Source organism: Adlercreutzia shanghongiae (genome assembly GCF_035830635.1).
In the GTDB taxonomy this organism is placed as follows: Bacteria; Actinomycetota; Coriobacteriia; order Coriobacteriales; family Eggerthellaceae; genus Adlercreutzia; species Adlercreutzia shanghongiae.
In genome coordinates this window covers 180,600-198,327 of sequence record NZ_JAYMFI010000001.1, presented here as the reverse complement: position 1 = coordinate 198,327, position 17,728 = coordinate 180,600, and the positions used below count along the sequence as shown (strand labels likewise).

The 17,728-nt window shown below is 64.0% G+C and carries 15 protein-coding genes; 11 read left to right on the top strand and 4 right to left on the bottom strand.

Annotated features, from left to right (window positions below):
- Positions 1 to 138 precede the first annotated feature (138 nt).
- From VJ923_RS00890 to VJ923_RS00875, 4 genes are all read left to right on the top strand, one after another.
- Positions 139 to 1,395 carry a molybdopterin molybdotransferase MoeA gene (locus VJ923_RS00890; protein ID WP_326437564.1) on the top strand — a complete coding sequence of 419 codons (1,257 nt, stop codon included), beginning with the start codon at positions 139 to 141 and terminating at the stop codon, positions 1,393 to 1,395.
- A gap of 8 nt (positions 1,396 to 1,403) precedes the next feature.
- Positions 1,404 to 1,937, top strand: coding sequence for a MogA/MoaB family molybdenum cofactor biosynthesis protein (locus VJ923_RS00885; protein WP_326437562.1), 534 nt, complete (start codon positions 1,404 to 1,406; stop codon positions 1,935 to 1,937).
- Positions 1,938 to 2,036: 99 nt separating this feature from the next.
- Positions 2,037 to 3,461: an alanine racemase gene (gene alr, locus VJ923_RS00880; RefSeq protein ID WP_326437560.1), complete on the top strand. Its 1,425-nt coding sequence runs from the start codon at positions 2,037 to 2,039 to the stop codon at positions 3,459 to 3,461.
- A 53-nt stretch (positions 3,462 to 3,514) separates the two neighbouring features.
- On the top strand, positions 3,515 to 4,111 hold the full coding sequence (locus tag VJ923_RS00875) for a uracil-DNA glycosylase (protein WP_326437558.1): 597 nt from the start codon (positions 3,515 to 3,517) through the stop codon (positions 4,109 to 4,111).
- Positions 4,112 to 4,147: 36 nt separating this feature from the next.
- On the opposite strand, the gene VJ923_RS00870 is transcribed toward VJ923_RS00875, so the two are convergent.
- Complete coding sequence (locus tag VJ923_RS00870) at positions 4,148 to 5,071, bottom strand: magnesium transporter CorA family protein (protein ID WP_326437556.1); 924 nt, start codon at positions 5,069 to 5,071, stop codon at positions 4,148 to 4,150.
- 108 nt (positions 5,072 to 5,179) lie between these two features.
- Here VJ923_RS00870 and VJ923_RS00865 point away from each other — a divergent pair, with 108 nt between their 5' ends.
- Positions 5,180 to 6,715, top strand: a complete 1,536-nt coding sequence (locus VJ923_RS00865) for a bifunctional folylpolyglutamate synthase/dihydrofolate synthase (protein ID WP_326437554.1) — start codon at positions 5,180 to 5,182, stop codon at positions 6,713 to 6,715.
- Between the two features lie 165 nt (positions 6,716 to 6,880).
- Here VJ923_RS00865 and VJ923_RS00860 read toward each other — a convergent pair whose 3' ends face one another.
- Both VJ923_RS00860 and nhaA read right to left on the bottom strand, forming a co-directional pair.
- Positions 6,881 to 7,534 carry a hypothetical protein gene (locus tag VJ923_RS00860; protein ID WP_326437552.1) on the bottom strand — a complete coding sequence of 218 codons (654 nt, stop codon included), beginning with the start codon at positions 7,532 to 7,534 and terminating at the stop codon, positions 6,881 to 6,883.
- Between the two features lie 548 nt (positions 7,535 to 8,082).
- On the bottom strand, positions 8,083 to 9,690 hold the full coding sequence (nhaA, locus tag VJ923_RS00855) for a Na+/H+ antiporter NhaA (protein WP_326437550.1): 1,608 nt from the start codon (positions 9,688 to 9,690) through the stop codon (positions 8,083 to 8,085).
- A gap of 242 nt (positions 9,691 to 9,932) precedes the next feature.
- On the opposite strand from nhaA, the gene hpf reads away from it, so the two are divergent.
- From hpf to VJ923_RS00835, 4 genes are all read left to right on the top strand, one after another.
- A complete protein-coding gene (hpf, locus tag VJ923_RS00850) occupies positions 9,933 to 10,517 on the top strand; it encodes a ribosome hibernation-promoting factor, HPF/YfiA family (RefSeq protein WP_326437548.1) in 585 nt (194 codons plus the stop codon).
- Between the two features lie 3 nt (positions 10,518 to 10,520).
- Positions 10,521 to 10,739, top strand: coding sequence for an acyl carrier protein (locus VJ923_RS00845; RefSeq protein ID WP_326437546.1), 219 nt, complete (start codon positions 10,521 to 10,523; stop codon positions 10,737 to 10,739).
- Positions 10,740 to 11,333: 594 nt separating this feature from the next.
- Positions 11,334 to 11,684: a metal-sensing transcriptional repressor gene (locus tag VJ923_RS00840; RefSeq protein WP_326437544.1), complete on the top strand. Its 351-nt coding sequence runs from the start codon at positions 11,334 to 11,336 to the stop codon at positions 11,682 to 11,684.
- 14 nt (positions 11,685 to 11,698) lie between these two features.
- Positions 11,699 to 14,410, top strand: a complete 2,712-nt coding sequence (locus VJ923_RS00835) for a heavy metal translocating P-type ATPase (RefSeq protein WP_326437542.1) — start codon at positions 11,699 to 11,701, stop codon at positions 14,408 to 14,410.
- 53 nt (positions 14,411 to 14,463) lie between these two features.
- Here VJ923_RS00835 and VJ923_RS00830 read toward each other — a convergent pair whose 3' ends face one another.
- Entirely contained in the window at positions 14,464 to 14,982 is a 519-nt protein-coding gene (locus tag VJ923_RS00830) for a DUF6125 family protein (RefSeq protein WP_326437540.1), read from the bottom strand.
- A 143-nt stretch (positions 14,983 to 15,125) separates the two neighbouring features.
- Here VJ923_RS00830 and glmU point away from each other — a divergent pair, with 143 nt between their 5' ends.
- Entirely contained in the window at positions 15,126 to 16,502 is a 1,377-nt protein-coding gene (glmU, locus tag VJ923_RS00825; protein WP_326437538.1) for a bifunctional UDP-N-acetylglucosamine diphosphorylase/glucosamine-1-phosphate N-acetyltransferase GlmU, read from the top strand.
- A gap of 91 nt (positions 16,503 to 16,593) precedes the next feature.
- On the top strand, positions 16,594 to 17,559 hold the full coding sequence (locus VJ923_RS00820; RefSeq protein ID WP_326437535.1) for a ribose-phosphate diphosphokinase: 966 nt from the start codon (positions 16,594 to 16,596) through the stop codon (positions 17,557 to 17,559).
- Positions 17,560 to 17,728 lie beyond the last annotated feature (169 nt).

Here is a 17,728-nt window from a genome sequence, read left to right as displayed (position 1 = left end):
CCTTGGAAGATGATAGGGTCATTGTAGCGCGGAGGCGAACCCCGCTGTTCGGGCTTTTAAAGTATTCTTAGATGGCTATAATTAACAGAAGAAAATTTCGAACCAGGTGCGCAAGAGCCTGAAGGGGAAGGAACGTCTGTGAAAGAAATGATTCCGTTGGAGGAGGCCCGCGCGCTGGTGTGCGGGGCGGTGGGAAAGCTGCCCGTGGAAACGGTGCCGCTGCTCGAGGCCGTGGGGCGCGTCGTTGCCGCCGACCAGGTGAGCGATATCGACGTGTCGCCGTTCGCTCATTCGGCCATGGACGGGTTCGCCCTGTGCGCCGCCGAGCTTGCAGAGGTTACGGAAGAGGCTCCGGCCACGCTGCGCGTCATTGCCGAAATTGGTGCGGGAGACGTGTTCGAGGGCTCCATCGGCACAGGCGAGTGCGTGCGCATCATGACCGGCGCCTGCCTTCCCGATGATGCCGACGCGGTGGTGAAGTACGAGATTGTGGGTGTGGTGGAAGGCGACGGCAAGCCCGGCTCCATCGTGTCCTTCGCCGCCCCGGCCAAGGTGGGCGCCAATGTTCGTCCCGCTGGCGAAGAGGCGCGTGCCGGCGAGGTGGTCGTCGAGTCCGGCGATGTGCTCACGGCGGCCGGGGTGGGCTTTCTGGCCGGCTGCGGCGTGCTGGAGGTGCCGGTACACCGCCGCCCGCGCGTGGCCATCATCGCCACGGGCAGCGAGCTCGTGCCGCCGACCGAGGTGCCAGGTCCCGGCAAGATCCGCAACTCCAACAGCTACGCCATGGCCGCGGCCGCCCGCGAGGCCGGTGCCGAGGCCCACATGCTGCCCATCGTGAAGGACACCTTCGAGGCCTTGCGCGACGCCGTGGCCGAGGCGGCCCGCGCCTACGACTTCGTGATTACCACGGGAGGCGCCGCCAACGGCGACTTCGACTTCATCAAGCCGGTGGTGGCCGAGCTGGGCGAGCTCATGATGACCACGGTGAACATGCGCCCCGGCAAGGCCCAGACCTTCGGCATCGTGGAGGGCGTGCCCGTGTTCGGGCTGCCCGGCAACCCGGCGGCGGCCTATGTGGGCTTCCAGATGCTCATCCGCCCGGCGCTGCGCACCATGCAGGGGTACCGCTTCATGGACCACCCCGTGGTGAAAGCGCGCCTGACTGCCGACGAGAAGAACAAGGATCCGCGACGCATCTTCCTGCGCGCGAACCTTACCCGCGCGTCTGACGGAGCCTACGAGGTGACGCCGGCCAAGAACCAGAGCTCGGGCCTGTTCGGCCCCATTCAGAAGACCAACTGCATGGCCATCATGCCCGACGGCACCGAGCCTCAGCCGGCCGGCAGCGTCGTCGACTGCATTCTGCTGGACGTACCCGAAGAAGTTGCCCTGTAGGAGGAGCTATGACCATCAAGTTCGCCATCATCACCTGTTCCGACACGCGCACCCTGGAAACCGACGAGGCCGGCCAGAAGCTCGAGCAGCTCATCGCCGAGCAGGGCTGGGAGTGCCTTCGCCGCGTTGTGGAGAAAGACGAGCGCCCGTTCATCGCCGGGGCGCTCATCGATGCCTGCGACCATACCGACGCGGACATCGTGCTCACCTGCGGCGGCTCGGGCCTCTCGCTGCGCGACGTGACCCCCGAGGCCACCCGCGATGTGGCCGATCGCGAGGTGCCCGGCATTGCCGAGGCCATGCGCGCCCACAGCGTTGCCATCACGCCGTTTGCCATGCTCTCGCGCGCCATCTGCGCCCAGCGCGGACATACGCTTATCATCAATCTGCCCGGCTCCACCAAGGCGGCCACCGAGAACTGGGAGGGCATCGTGGCCGCCCTTCCGCACGCTGTGAAGATGATGGCCGGCGAGGGCCATGACACGCAGAAGGACCTCGCCCAGAAGCTCGCTGCGGCCGCAGCGCGGGGCGAGCTCGGATAACGCGCATTCCCGCAGCGGGTCTGCGGTATACTCTCACGGAACGTGTTTGCTGTTGCGGCCGCGCTCGATGGGGCGCGGCCGCTTTAATGAGGGAGCGTTATGGCTGATCTTCCCAACGGGTTCACGGGCTTCTCGCGCCGCGACCCGAACTTCGTGTCCGCAGGCGATGCTCTGCGCGGCTCCCGTTATGACGAGACGTCCTTCGTGGCCCGCAAGCAGGAGCGCTCGCTGGCCGAGGCCTGGTCGCCGACATCCGGCGCCGGTGCGGCGGCAGCTCCAGCGGTCACGCAGCTTTCCTCGGCTGCCAGCGAGGTGCTGCGTTTCGCCGAGAGCGGCACGCCGGCCGGCGAGGCTTTGCGCTTCGACCCCGACAAGCTCGCGCACATTCCCGAAGCGGACCGCCGCTGGTCCTGGGTGGAAATCGACCTGAACGCCATTCGCCACAACGCCTCGGCGGTGAAGCGCCGCCTGAATCCGGGCACGCGCCTTATGGCCGTGGTGAAGGCCGATGGCTACGGGCACGGCGCCGTGCAGTGCGCGAAGACGGCGCTGAACTCGGGGGCCGAGTATCTCGGCGTGGCCACGGTGGACGAGGCCATCGCCTTGCGCGAGGCCTACGTGAACGCGCCCATCCTGGTGCTGGGCGAGCCGCCGGCGTCGGCCATTCCGCTGTTGTTGGCCTACAAGATCATGCCCTCTATCTACACGCCCGAGTTCGCTATCCGCTACGGCGAGGCCGCCGATGCCTTCGGGCTGTCGGCTCCCTTCCATCTGAAGGTGAACACGGGTATGAACCGCATCGGCGTGCGCTACGACGAAGTGGTGGAATTCGCGCGGCAGATATCGTTCCACCGTGCGCTGGATTTGGTGGGCACGTTCACTCACTTCGCCACGGCCGACTGCCCCGGCACCATCGATTTCGAGCGCCAGGTCAAGCGCTTCTACGAGGCGGTGAACGCTCTGCGCGCCGCCGGCATCAATCCCGGCATCGTCCATGCGGCGAACTCGGCGGCGGCCATCCGCTACCCGGAGGTGCAGCTGGATATGGTGCGCCTCGGCATTTCGCTGTACGGCTTCTACCCGTGCCCCGAGGCTTACCCGATGATCGAGTTGAAGCCCGCCATGAGCGTGAAGGCCCGCATCACCGATGTGAAGACGCTGCCGGTGGGGGAGGGCGTAAGCTATGGCTTGCACTACCGCAGCCCCGGCGCCGTGAAGATCTGCACCCTTCCCATCGGCTACGCCGACGGGTTTCGCCGTGGCCTGTCGGGCCGCACCGACGTGCTGCTTGCCGGACGCCGCTTCCACCAGGTGGGCAACATCTGCATGGACCAGTGCATGTTCGAAGTGAACCTGCGCCAGCGCAACGATTTAGATCCCCAGATTGGCGACGAGGTCGTCGTTGTGGGCGAGCAGGGCGAGGCGGCCGTCACCATTGACCAGATGGCCGAAACGCTCGGCACCATCCAGCACGAGGTGGCCATCGGTTTCGGCTGCTCCCGGATGCCTCGAATTTATATATAAATCCGGACCCTCGCTGACTTCCTTGGGCGAACCTGTGAGAGAGGATTTGATTAATGGATATGACGAGCTCCCAGACGAACACCGCTCATCAGCGCCCCCATATTTCCCTGGAAGAGCTGCAAACCGAAGTGGCCGCTTGCCGCCGCTGCCCGTTGTGCGATGGCCGCACCCAAACGGTCTTCGGCGTCGGCAGCCCTGAAGCTCGGGTGCTCATCGTGGGCGAGGCCCCCGGCAAGAACGAGGACCTGCAGGGCGAGCCCTTCGTGGGCGCGGCGGGCAAGTACCTCAACGAGCTGTTGGCCATCGCGGGCCTCACGCGCGATGACGTGTACATCGCCAACGTGTTGAAGTGTCGCCCGCCTTCCAATCGCGATCCGCGTCCCGAGGAGATTCAGGCCTGCACGCCGTTTCTGCGCGAGCAGACGCGCACCATCAGCCCCGAGTTCATCGTCACGCTGGGCAACTTTTCCACGAAGTTCATCCTGAAGACCGACGTGGGCATCACGCGTTTGCACGGCACGCTGCAGACAGCCGGGCGCTTCAAGGTGTTCCCCATCTTTCACCCGGCGGCGGCCCTGTACGATGGCAGCAAGCGCGTGGCACTGGAGAACGATTTCGCCACCCTAGGCGAACTGCTGAAGCCCGAGTAGGGCAAGAGGCGGGCGCGCTTCCACGTGGCGCGCTGGCTAGAGCCACTTCTTCTTCTTGAAGAAGATGACCATCACCACGATCATGATGGCCGCCAGCCCGATAATCGTGAAGGCCATGTAGGGCCAATCGAGGCCGGGCAAAACGGCGAGGTTCATGCCGAACCAGCCGGTGACGAGCGTCAGCGGTGCGAACATGACCGTAACGATGGTGAGAATCTGCATGGTGGAGTTCTGCTTGAGGTCGATCTGGGTCTGGTGCAGCTCGTAAAGCTGCAGGCTGTACTCGCGCAGCATGCTGGCGCGGTCGGCCAGATGGTTGGCGTGGCTGACGATGTGCCCGAAGGTGCGGGCTTCTTCGCGGGACATGACCTTGTTTTCGTTGTCGGCGATGAGGTCGGCCATGACGCCGATCTGCTGATAGTAAGAGCCCATGCGCATGGCGGCGCGCCGGTAGCTCATGATGGTCTGCGACGAGATGTCCGCCTGGCGGGTGATCATGGCATCTTCGAGGGCTTCCATGGCATCCTCCATGGCCGAGAACCACGTGAAATCATCGGCGATGAGCGTCTTCATGAAAGCGTAGAGCGCATGCGAGGTGGTGGGCTTGGTGAGGATGCCCGTGGCCGCCACCTTGTTCAGGGTGTTTTGGGCGATGGTGCCGTCGTCGATGAAGATGAGGTGGTCGGCCTCCAGGTAAAAAGATAGGGTCTCGGGGTCGCCTGTGGGGTCGGCTTTGTCGGGCACCGAGAACGAGCCGATGACGAAGGCGGGATACAGCTCCACGAAGTTGGCCTCGGAAAGCTCCAGGGCCGCCAGCTCGGTGCGGGCTTCCTGGGAGATGCTGTCCAGTTGACTAAACTCGTCGGAGGTGAGAATCTGCACCAAGGGGGGCTTGCAGGCATCCGGAGCGCAGGGCACGTTCAGCGGGTTCGGTCGATTGAGATCGTAAATAACGGCCACGGCTCCTCCTCTCGCTGGCGCGACGATACCGCTAGTATAGAATGACGTGATTGATAAGCTTTCCGTTGGCTTCGTTTGTAAGAAAACGGTAGGCAGTGAAGGAGCATTGTGGAACGCGAGAACAACCTCTCTGGCGATATCGGTCCCGACGCAAGCGATGCGTTCGACCCGGTGGCGTGGATCAACACGCCGCGCTGGCAGGCCTCGCGCCTGGGGCTGGAGCGCGTGCGGGACTTGCTTGATCGTATGGGACGGCCGCAGGACGCGCTGCGGTTCATCCACGTCGCGGGCACCAACGGAAAAGGTTCCACCTGCGCCTATTTGGCAAGCATCCTGCAGACGGCGGGGTATAAGGTCGGCCTGTTCACGAGCCCGTTCATTGAGCGCTTCGAAGAGCGCATTCGCATGAACGGTGCCAACATTACGGATGAGGAGCTGTTGCGGGCAGTGGCGGCGGTGCGCCCTGCGGCCGAGGCAGTGGAGGCCGCATGCGGCGACCACCCGACCGAGTTCGAACTCATGGCCGCCGTGGCCTTCGAGCATTTTCGTGCCTGCGGGTGCGATATCGTCGTTTTGGAGGTGGGCCTGGGCGGGCGGCTGGATGCCACCAACGTCATCGACGCGCCCGAGGTGAGCGTGATTTGCCGCATCGGACTCGACCACACCGACCTTCTGGGCGACACCTTGGCTGCCGTGGCAGGGGAGAAAGCCGGCATCGTAAAGCACGGGGCGCCGGTGGTGAGCTGGCCTCAGGAGCCCGAGGCCATGGCGGTCATCGAGCGTATTGCCCGCGAGCGGGAATGTGTGCTGACAGCGCCCGATTTCTCCGAGCTTTCCGTTGCTCCTCTGGCCGGGGTGGCCCTGCGTCGCTTCAGCTGGAAGAGACGTGATTTTGAGACGCGGCTTTTGGCCAGCTACCAACCTTATAACGCTGCTGTGGCGCTGACGGCCATCGAAGTGCTGCGTGAGTGCGGGTGGAGCATCTCTGAAGACGCCGCCTTTGCCGGCATTGCGCAGGCGGCGTGGCCCGCACGCTTCGAGGTGGCGGGGACAGATCCGCTTACTATCATCGACGGCGGCCACAACCCCCAGGGCGCCGAGGCTTTGGCCGATTCCCTGGATGACCTGCTCGGCGACGCCGGGCGCAACACGGTGGATTTCGTCATGGGCGTGCTGGCCGACAAGGACTACCCGGCCATGATTCGCGCCGTCGCCCCCTGGGCGCGCAGCTTCCGCACCTACACGCCACCGACTCCCCGCGCGTTGGCTGCCGAGGACCTGGCTTCCTGTATCCGCGAGGTGCTTGCAGAATGGGGCGAATCGGCGGAGGTCGTTCCGTGCCCATCGGCTGCCGACGCCCTCGCATCCGCTCGCCAGGCCGCCACAGCATCCGATCGCGAGACCGCTGCCCCGTCGTCTGCTCCGGCGTTTGCCCACGAGACTGGCGCCCCTTCGTTTGCTCCGGCGTTTGCCCACGAGACTGGCGCCCCCGCGCTTTTTCGCGAAGCCGCACTTGAAATTGCCCGTGAGAGCGCTCCCTCTGGAACCGTCGTCGCGTTCGGCACCCTCTACGCCATCGCCGATCTGAAAAAGGCGCTTATTTGCAGGACGATGGCGCCCGAATGGCAAAAAAGTGCGATTTGAGGCGCATGGAGGCGCGATTCGTCCTGAAGATTGCGATTTCGGAGGGCTATTTGGCGCAATCTGCGACCAAAAGGGCAGTTGAGTGTGCTGAAGATGCTGGCGATGCGCCTCAAATCGAATAAAATTGCCACTCGAAGCCTTGTTCTCTGCAAGCGGAACTGCATCTCAGGCCCATCCCTCAAGAATGTCGCGCAGGTCGGCCTTGAGCCTTTCGTAATCTTTGACCGCAGGCCTCGTTCTGACGTGGAGCTTTTTCGCAAGGGTCTTGGCGATTCTGTCCATATCGACCACTGATTTCATTTCGTCGTTGGTGATAGTGATGATGTCGAAATTGAGGCTGGCTAATTCGTTGCGACGTCGAGAGTCGCGGGCGATCCGAGCGCTTCCCGTATGCCACTGGTCGCTATCGTACTCGATGCCGGTTTTGATGGCGGTCCATCCGAGATCAATGCGCACATGGCTTTTTCCGAGGGCGGTGCGCGCTTGCGTAGGAAGGTCGATTCTCTTATTGAGCGTGGGATGCGGTAGTCCGTACCCGCCCATTCTGCAGGGAAGCGTTAGCTTCATGGCCGTGGTAGCTTCGCGTGCGGATGCGGCATCGTCGAGCACGTGGCGAAGTGCCTGGCGGGCCCGCTTGATTCCGTGCATGCCTTCGCATCGATTGAGGTATCTCGCGAGCTTGGAAGTCGAGGAAAGAGAGGTGCGCTGATCTGGCCCGCTTAGATAGTAGGTGCCACAAAGTGCGTAACCGAAAGCGATGAGGTGAACGGGCGGCAGCGTCTTGGCGGCGCGCAAGAAAAGATATTCCGGTGACGCCACGAGCAAATTGTTCGATATCTTAAGAAATGACCCCGCTGGAAGGCGGCCCACGTGGCGGTGGCAGCGAATAGAGCGAGCTGTTCGGCTGCCCTGCGCTTGGGAAGTGAGGATGTGGAAGGGAGGACGCGAAAAGCTGCCGCAAAGGGATTCTGCATCTGAAGCTGACGGCGTCTGGTCAGGCGCAGAGAAAGCGCGCGTTCGCTGAGCGCCACGGATGAGGTGAGGCGCGTGACGGTAGAAGTCTCTGGCGGTGGCGTCTATGGCAAGCAGTTTCATAGGTGAAGAGTATGCTGAATGAAAGTGCAGGTCAAGAGGGAAATTTTACACTGAGATTGAATTGCGAATACGGGGAGATTGCGGGGAGAGCAGCGAGAGTCGTGCGGGAGAATCAGAGGCTGTTTTACTCGCCGAAGCGTGGATTTGCATAACGCACTCTAGGCTTTTGCGAGATGATGGGCGTCACGCTTTCTTGCTTGAGAACCTGCACGACGCATAGAAAAGGGCGCTCCGCAGAGCGCCCTTGGTAACATGCCTCAAGGTGATGTCGGTTACGGCCTCATGCCGGTGACGTCGTCGGCTTCGGCCGCTTCGGCGGAATCGCGGGCTTGCTTCTCGTGGATGACGAACTCCGCCACGCCGCCTTCGGAAATGAGCACATCGCGCACGTCGTCCACCAAATCATCGTCGCCCAAGCCGAGCACGACGTCGTCGGCGATGTCGGCGGCCTCCTCGCCGGCGGTGGGACGCACCATCTCGTCAAGAGAGGCGGACACATAAGCGATGCCCTGGCGCTCGGCGGCCTTCGCCTGCATGAACAGGAAGAGGAAGCCGATAACGCCCGCCAGAAGCGAGGCGGACAAAATGCCGATCTTCGCGTCCGCGATGAGCACTGCCTCGGGGAAGGCGAGGTTCGCCACGAAGATGGCCATGGTAAATCCCACGCCGCCCAGAATGCCCGCGCCGAGCATATGGATCCAGTTCACGTTTTCCGGCAGGCTGGCAATCTTGAATTTCACCGTAAGGAAACTGAACAGCATAATGCCGATGGGCTTGCCCAGAAGCAGTCCGAAGAACACGCCGAAGAATACCGGGCTCGTCACCATGGCGAGCACATCGCCGCCCAGGAAGCTCACGTCGGCGTTGGTGAGCGCGAACAGCGGCAGCACCGCAAAGTACACCCAGGGGTACAGCATGTGCTCGAGGCGCGTCGCGGGCGGCACCACCTGACGGGCAACCTGGGACAAGCGCGAGACCGTGGTCATGTAGTCCTTCTGCAGGGTGACCGGCTCGGTGGCGATATAGGCGTCGTTGGCCTCGCGCACGCGATCGCCCGACCACTGCATGAATCGCGAAAGGTCGACGCGCGAGCCTGTGGGAATGGTGAAGGCGAGCAGCACGCCGGCGATGGTGGAGTGCACGCCGGACATGAACACCGCGAACCACAGCAGGCAACCGACGAGCAGATAGGGCGCCAGCGCGTACACGTGGGCGCGGTTCAGCAGGATGAGCACCACGAGAATGACCGCGGCGACGCCCAGCCACGCAAGCGAGGGGCTCTGGCCGTAGAAGATGGCGATGACGAGGATGGCGATGATGTCGTCGGCCACGGCCAACGTGGAGAGGAACACGCGCACGCCGTTGGGCACCCGGTTGCCGAGCAGGGCCATGATGCCCAAGGCGAAGGCGATGTCGGTGGCCGTCGGCACGCCCCAGCCGTGAGACGTCTCGGGATTGGAGACGTTGAAGATGCAGTAGATGACGATGGGCGCGAGCACGCCGCCGCAGGCCGCGATGATGGGCAGGGCCGCCTGGCGGATGTTCGTCAGCTCACCGACGGTCATCTCGTATTTGATTTCCAAGCCGACCAAAAGGAAGAACACGGCCATGAAGATGTCGTTGATGATGTGGGCGAAGGACATCTCGCCGATCAAGCTGCCCACGCCGATGATGACGTGGGTGTGCCAGAACTCCTCGAAAGACTCGAAAGCCGGGGAGTTCGCGATGATGAGCGCCACCACCGCTGCCGCCAGCATGATGGCCGCCGCCTTGGTGGACGAGCTCGTAAACTGGATGACTTTCAGCCAGCGACGCTGGTGTCCCTGCACCTCGTCGATGAAAATGTGATGCGGGTCGGGATTCTTCTCCGTCGGTTCCACAGAATTCCTCGATTCTCTGATTCTCTGCGCGCCGAAGCGCGGCTCTGCTCAATGGCTCGTATGAAAACCGTTTTTATGCAACACCAAATTACCCCCTGAATATTAGCAGAATTGCGTTATCCTTGTTTCTCACGTTGCCGAGCGGACACTCGCCGCATCCCTCCTGTCGCAGGATGGGGCCATGCGAGGTCGCCGCTCGTCAATATGGTTTTGCAAGCAACGAGCTAAAAGAGGTGGATATCATGACGATCACCGTGTCCGGACGCAAAATGCCCGTCACCGACGCCCTTCGTCAGTACGCTGAGGAAAAGGTCGGCAACGCGATTAAGGCTGTGGACGCAGACACCGTCTCCACGGAAATTGTTCTGTATACCGAGAAGAACCCGGCCAATCCGCTGCCGGCCATCTGCGAGGTCACCGTTCGCGTGAAGGGGCATATCGTTCGCGTTGAGGAGAGCGAAGAGGACATGTATGCCGCTATCGACGTGGCCGCCGCCAAGGTTGCCCGCCAGCTGCGCAAGTACAAGACTCGCGTCCTCGATAAGCGCGTCCGCGCCACCGAGCGCATCGTCGACTACGCTCACGAGGATGCCCATGCCGAGACTGAGCTCGACCTCGATCGTCTCATGGACGAGCTGGCCGAGGACGAGATCGTCCGCACCAAGGAGATCGAGTTCACGCCGATGACCGAGGAAGAGGCGCTCGTGGAAATCGATTTGCTCGGCCACGACTTTTTCGCGTACACTGATCGTGACACCAACAAGGTGCATGTCCTGTATCGCCGCGACGACGGCGGTTACGGCCTGCTCAAGCAAAAGGAGGACTAGTCCATGGCCACCATCGACACCATCGCCACCGTTCTCGAGAGCAATCTCGACATCGATCCCGCTACCGTCACCCCCGAGGCTACCTTTGAGTCCCTGGGCATCGACTCGCTGGATATGGTGGAGCTCATCTGCGATTTGGAGGAGGCCTGCGAGGTTGACTTCGGCGAGCCCGAGGGCCTGACCACCGTCGGCGACCTGGTTGCTTACATCGATTCGCTGTAAGCCACGGCGACATACTTGAGCGCAACGCGCCCGCAGCTCCGGCTGCGGGCGTTTTTTATTTGGGCGGGCACTGGGAGGTTTGGGCTTGGGCGGTCGCATTGGCTTTGGGACGGGCGCTCTGCTCCTTTTCGAAGCGGCGGTGGCAGAAAATGTCGATTGGAGGCGCAGCGTGCGATGCGACCGGCTTATACCGGGGGTGTTCGGGCCGCAATTCGACGAGAACGGGCTTCGATATCTCGGCAATCGTCACTGACGATTAAGAAAAGCCCCTCTGGTTGCGCCCCGAAACGTCATTTTCTGCCATTGCGGACTACTTTTTATGCCAAAGGCCTGATGCTTGACAAAAAATACCCCCTGGGGGTATAAAGAACGAAACGCGCGTACAAGAAAGCGTGATTGGTCGAAGCGCCCTCGGAAATGCGGGCGAAGCAGCTCTGGAAACGCAGTTGAAATGCCCTCGGAAATGCGGGCGAAGCAGCTCTGGAAATGCGGGCGAAACGGCCATTGAAATGCGGTTGAAATGCCTTCGGAAATGCGGGCGAAACGCCTCGGGACATGAAGGCGGAAGCGCAAGCGGGTGAAACGGAGATGGACATGGAAACGGAAATAGAGCGCGCGGCCATCGCGAGGGCCTCTAAGAACGTGGTGGCTGCCGGATGCGCTTGCCGGCATAAGCACACGCCGCGTTCTGAGGAGCTGCAGGCTGATGTGGCGCGGCGGCTCAATCGGGCCATCGGGCAGCTGAACGGCGTGAAGGCCATGATCGAGGACAACCGCTACTGCGGCGATGTGCTCACTCAACTGGCCGCCGCCGAATCGGCCGTGCGCCGCGTCTCCGAAATGCTTCTGCAGGAGCACATGCGCACCTGCGTCGTGGAGGAGATTCGCGACGGCAACGATGACGTGGTCGATGAAGTGATGACGCTTATGCATCGCTTTCTGTAAAGATGGGAGCATCTATGGAAACCCAGCGTCTGGCCGTGGCGGTCATGCACTGCGAGAAGTGCGTGGCGAATGTGACGCGGCATTACGAAGACTTGTCGGGCGTGGCCTCGGTGGCCGTCGATTTGGAGGGTCAGCAAGTCGATGTGACCTTCGATCCGGCTCAAGTGGTCCTCGATGACCTTCTGCATGCTTTGGGCGACACCAACTTCAAGGTGGCCGTCATGCCGAATGAGGGTGAGCACCCCTTCGCCGCTGAGATTGCCGCTGATGCGGCGGAGAAAGCCAAGAAGGACGCAGAAAAGGCCCAGGTATGCGATGGCGGGATGAAGGAAGCGTCCTCTGATGCATCGCCCGACGAGGCTCTAGCTTCGGACAGCACTTCAGCGCCCAAGGCCGATTCCGCAGCCGATGAGCCCCGCAGCGCCTCCATCCGCTTGGCCATCGAGGGCATGCACTGCGCGAACTGCGCCGCCTCTATTGAGAGCCACTACCGCAAGACCCCCGGCGTCATCGATGTGGCGGTGAATTTGGCCAACAACACGGGCAGGGTGGTCTTCGACCCGGCGCAAGCCAGCGTAGATGACATGCTCGCTGTCTTCGACAATTTGGCCTTCACGGCCGAAATCATCCCGGACGATGCGCCTTTGGTGGACGAGAAGCGCCGCGCCCGCGAGGCTGCCCGGGCCGCACGCGACCGCAAGGTATTCGGCATCGCGGCGGCGCTCACCGTGGTCATCGTGGCTATCGGCATGATTCCCGGCTGGCATATGGGGGTGGGCGGTGCCCTCGCGGGGCTGTTCGCGGCTGAGCCGACCCACGTGCAGGCCATGTTCGCGGCGAACATTCTGTTACTGGCGCTCACCGTGCCCGTGCAGTTCGGCTGCGGCGCCCGCTTCTATAAGGGTGCGTGGGGTTCGCTCAAGGGCGGCTCGGCGAACATGGACGTGCTCGTGGCGCTCGGCACGTCCATCGCGTTTCTCTTCTCGCTGTGGATTACCTTCCTGCCTGTGATCACGAGCGACTGGACGAGCCACGAAGCGCTGGCCATCAACGACGGCATGCCCTATTTCGAGACCTGCGCCATGCTCATCACCTTCGTGCTTTTAGGCAAGATGCTGGAAAGCCGTGCGAAGGGGGCTACGAACCAGGCTATCGAGTCGCTCATGAACCTCACGCCGCCCACGGCGCGCGTGGTGCGCGGCGGGAAAGAGCGTGAGGTGCCTCTTGCTCAAGTGGTGGCCGGCGACACGGTGCTTGTGCGGCCCGGCGAAAAGATGCCCGTTGATGGTGTGGTGGTGGAAGGTTCCACGGAAGTGGACGAGTCCATGCTCACGGGCGAGATGATGCCTGTGGTGAAAGTGGCGGGCGACGCCGTGACGGGCGGCACCCAGAACACCACCGGTTCGGTGACCGTGCGCGCCCTGCGCGTGGGCGCCGACTCCACGCTCGCCCGCATTGTGCGGGCCGTGGAAGATGCCCAGGGCACGAAGGCCCCCATCCAGCGCATCGCCGACCGCATCGCGGCGGTGTTCGTGCCGGCCATCCTCATCATTGCACTCCTCGTGTTCTGCGTGTGGTTCTTCGCGGTGCCCGCCGGCTCCGACGGTCGTCTCGTGCAGGCGCTCATGCCGGCCATCGCGGTCATCTGCGTGGCGTGCCCCTGCGCCCTCGGCCTGGCCACGCCTACCGCGCTCACCGTCGGCATGGGGAAGGGCGCGCAGCTGGGCGTGCTCATCAAGGACGGCACCGTGCTGGAAACCATGGGTAGCCTTACGGCGGCGGTGTTCGACAAGACGGGCACGCTCACGGTGGGCGAGCCGGTGGTGACGGCCTGCGATGTGCCCGATGAGGCCCTGCGCCTGGCCGCCGCCCTGGAGGAGAGGAGCGAGCACCCCCTGGCCCGTGCCGTGGTGCGCTATGCCGAGGGGCGCGGCCTGCCGCCGCTGCCTGCCGCCGAGACCTTCGAGGCGGTCGTCGGCGAGGGCGTGCACGGCGTGGTGGAAGGCCGCGAGGTGTTCGTCGGCGTGGGGAAAGCCGCGGATGGGGCTGCGGGAGCCGCGGGGTCGCTCGTGGCGGTGGATGGCGTGCCCGCCGGCCGCATCCAGTTCCGCGACGAGCCGAAACCCGATGCCGCGGCCACGGTGCGCACGCTGGCCGACGACTTTGCCGTGGCGTCCTACATGGTCACCGGCGACGCGGCGCCTGCGGCCCGGTTCATCGCCGAGGAGGTGGGCATCGCCGATGACCATGTGTTTGCCGGCGTGAAGCCGCTCGAGAAGGCCGACTGCGTGCGGGCTGTGCGCAGCGCGGCAGATGTGGCTGAGCTGGCCCCCGCGGCGGAGGGCGCCGAAGACGAGGGGTCGCGCGGCTCCGCGGCGGGCAGGCGGCCCGTTGTGGCCTTCGTGGGCGACGGCATCAACGACGCCCCGGCGCTCGCTGCCGCCGACATCGGCGTGGCGCTCGCCTCGGGCACCGACGTGGCCCTGGATGCCGGAAGCGTGGTGCTCATGCGCAATCGTCTGTCAGACCTTGTCGTGGCTTTGCGTCTGTCGAAGGCTACCATGCGCAAGATCAAGCAGAACCTGTTTTGGGCGCTCATCTACAACTGCATCATGATCCCGCTCGCCGCCGTGGGCATCTTGGCCCCGGCCCTCGCCGGTGCCGCCATGGCCCTTTCCAGTGTCAGCGTCGTCAGCAACTCCCTTTTGCTGAAGCGCTTCAAGTAAGCGAACTGGGACACCTTACCCGGTAAGGTGTCCCAGTTTCATGGGCGGGGCGGCTATTCGGCCAGGGTGAACATCCATGCGCAGTTGCAGGTGCCGTCGGTGATGTCGGGGAAGCAGCTTACGCACTCGCAGCGGATGCGGTCGTCCAGCGTTGCGGCGAAGCCGGCGTATTCCAGCTCGCCCACGCTCTTGCAGGGGTGGAATTCCATGCCCTTGCGCGCCCGTGCTGTCTGCACGCGGCAGTCGGTGATGCGGAAGACGAGCGCGTTCCCGCCGTCCTCCCAGCGAATCTCCCATTCGTTCGCGAGCGACGTGCAGCGGAGGGGAAGCGCCCGTGCCAGGCCCGCGAGCCCGCAGCGCTCGGGCAGCTCCAGCAGCTGAGCTAGCCGTCGTGCCTCGCTCGGCACGAAGCGTCGCCACGCCTCGCGGTCGTGCTCCATGGCGGCATCCATGCCACGTGCGTGTTCCAGCGACTGGAACCAGGTGCCGTCGAGGGCGATAACGTCCTTCGCAGTCATCACGACGAGCCGCTCGAGCTCTTCGCGGCTGAGATCTTCCAAACCCTGGGCCATGACTTCCCTCCCATGCTGTGCGGCCGTCTGCGTGTTCAAAGCGGGATGCCCCGCCCTTTCCCGATTATACGGCCCTTGCGCTATACTAGACCAATTGGAATTCGGCGCCTCGGGGCGCGCAAGTGGCTATAGAAGGGCGTTTCATGGAAACTGCTGCGATTATCCTGGCTGCGGGGGCCGGCACCCGCATGAAGTCGAAGAAGCCGAAGGTGGTTCACGAGGTGCTCGGCCGCCCGCTCGTGCGGTGGGTGGTGGAGGCCGCGAAGGCCGCCGGCGCCGACAAGGTGGTCACCGTGGTGGGGCACATGCGCGACCAGGTCATCCCCCTGGTGGAGGGCGACACCGAGGTGGCCGTCCAGACCGAGCAGCGCGGCACGGCCGATGCGGTGCTCGCCGCCAAGGACGCGCTGGCCGGCTTCGACGGCGCGGTGGTGGTGCTCTCCGGCGACTCGCCGCTCATCGAGCCCGAGACCATCCGCCAGATGGCCGCCCTGCGCGAGGAGCACAACGCCGCGGTCATCGTGCTCACCATGGAGCTTGAGAACCCCTTCGGCTACGGCCGCATCGTGCGCGACGGCGCCGGGGAGGTGGCCCGCATCGTGGAGCAGAAGGACGCGAGCCCCGAGGAGGCCGCCATCACCGAGTGCAACTCCGGCGTCTACTGCTTCGACGCCAAGGCGCTCTTCGAGGCTTTGGAGCAGGTGGGCTCCGACAACGCCCAGGGCGAGTTCTACCTCACCGACGTGCTCGCCATCAGCCGTGCGGCGGGCCGTCCCGTGCTGGCCTACAAGACGGCCGATCCCGAGCAGTGCCTCGGCGTGAACTCGCGCCGCCAGCTGGCCGACGCCACGGCCGTCATGCAGCGCCGCATCAACGACGCGCACATGGCCGCCGGCGTCACCATGTGGGATCCGGCCACCACCTTCATCGGCCCCGAGGTGGAAATCGAGCCCGACGTGGAGCTTCTGCCCGCTGTCATGCTCATGGGCGCCACCTCCATCGGCGAGGACAGCGTCATCGGCCCCAACACGCGCCTGACCGACACGCAGGTCGGCTGCGGCTGCACCGTGGACGAGACCGTGGCCGTGCAGGCGCGCATCGACGACGGCGCCACCTGCGGCCCGCGCGCCTACCTGCGCCCGGCGGCCCATCTGTGCGAGGGCGCCAAGGCCGGCACCCACGTGGAGATCAAGAAGTCCACAGTGGGCAAGGGCTCGAAGGTGCCGCACCTCTCCTACATCGGCGACACCACCATCGGCGAGGGCGTGAACATCGGCGCCGGCTCCATCACCTGCAACTACGATGGCGCGAACAAGCACGCCACCGTCATCGAGGACGGCGCCTTCATCGGATCCGACACCATGATGGTGGCCCCCGTGACCATCGGCGCGGGCGCGCTCGTCGGCGCCGGCTCCACCATCACCAAGGACGTGGCGGCCGGCGCGCTCGCCCTCGGCCGCGCCAAGCAGTCCGAGATCGCCGGCTGGGTGGCGGCCCATCCCGTCGAGAAGAAGAAATAGCGCAGAGCGGCCTGTCGCCATCCGCGCCGGCTGCGCCGCGTACTACAATAGCCCCATCAATCGGAACTTGTCGCAGAAGGGACGAACATCCATGACCGAGATGACCAAGCGCATGGCCGTGTTCTCCGGCTCGGTGAATCCGGAGCTGGCCGAGGAGATTGCGAAGAACCTCAACGTGAACCTCGGCAACATCAAGCACGAGAAGTTCGCCAACGGCGAGATCTACGCCCGCTATCAGGAGTCCATCCGCGGCGCGGATGTGTTCCTCATCCAGTCGGTATGCGCCAGCGAGGGCTTCGACGTGAACGACGCGCTCATGGAGCTGCTCATCATGGCCGACGCCGCCAAGCGCGCGTCCGCCCGCTCCATCTCGGCGGTGGTGGCCCATTACGGCTACGCCCGCCAGGACCGCAAGGCCGCTCCGCGTGAGCCCATCACGGCCAAGCTCGTGGCCGATCTGCTCACCGTCTCGGGCGTCGACAACGTCATCACGGTGGACTTGCACCAGGACGCCATCCAGGGCTTCTTCGACATCCCGGTGAACCACATGACCGCCATGCCCATCTTTGTGGACTACTTCCGCAACAAGGGGCTCGACCCCGAGCGCTTGTGCGTGGTGTCGCCCGATGTGGGCCGCGCGAAGGCCGCGAAGAAGTTCTCCACGGCGCTCGACTGCGATCTGGCCATCATGCACAAGGACCGTCCCAAGCACAACCAGGCCGAGATCACCGCGCTCATCGGCGACGTGACCGACAAGATCTGCATCCTGAACGACGACATGATCGACACCGCCGGCTCGCTCGTGGCCGCCGCCCAGACGCTGAAGGCGAAGGGCGCCGCCGAGGTGTACGCTTGCGCCACCCACGGCCTGTTCTCCGGGCCGGCCTATGAGCGCCTGGAGAATTCGCCCATCGAGGAAGTGGTGGTCACCAACGCCGTGCCGGTGCCGCTGGCGCGCCAGACGGGCAAGATCAAGGTGCTGTCCATCGCTCCCTTGTTCGCGCAGACCATCGACGTGGTGTACAACAACGGCTCTATCGGGAAGCTGTTCGAGTAGCCCTTTTCAGGCTGTCCGGCCCGAGCTTCGGGGCAAGGGCGCCGTGCTCAGACGGTCCTCGCTCGGCGGAAATGCCCACTGGGCATTTCCGTTCGCTGCGGAACTCCGCGCGGACCCTCGCCCCGAATCTCGGGCCTTCTCTCCCATACAAGTTTGATGAAAAGAGCGG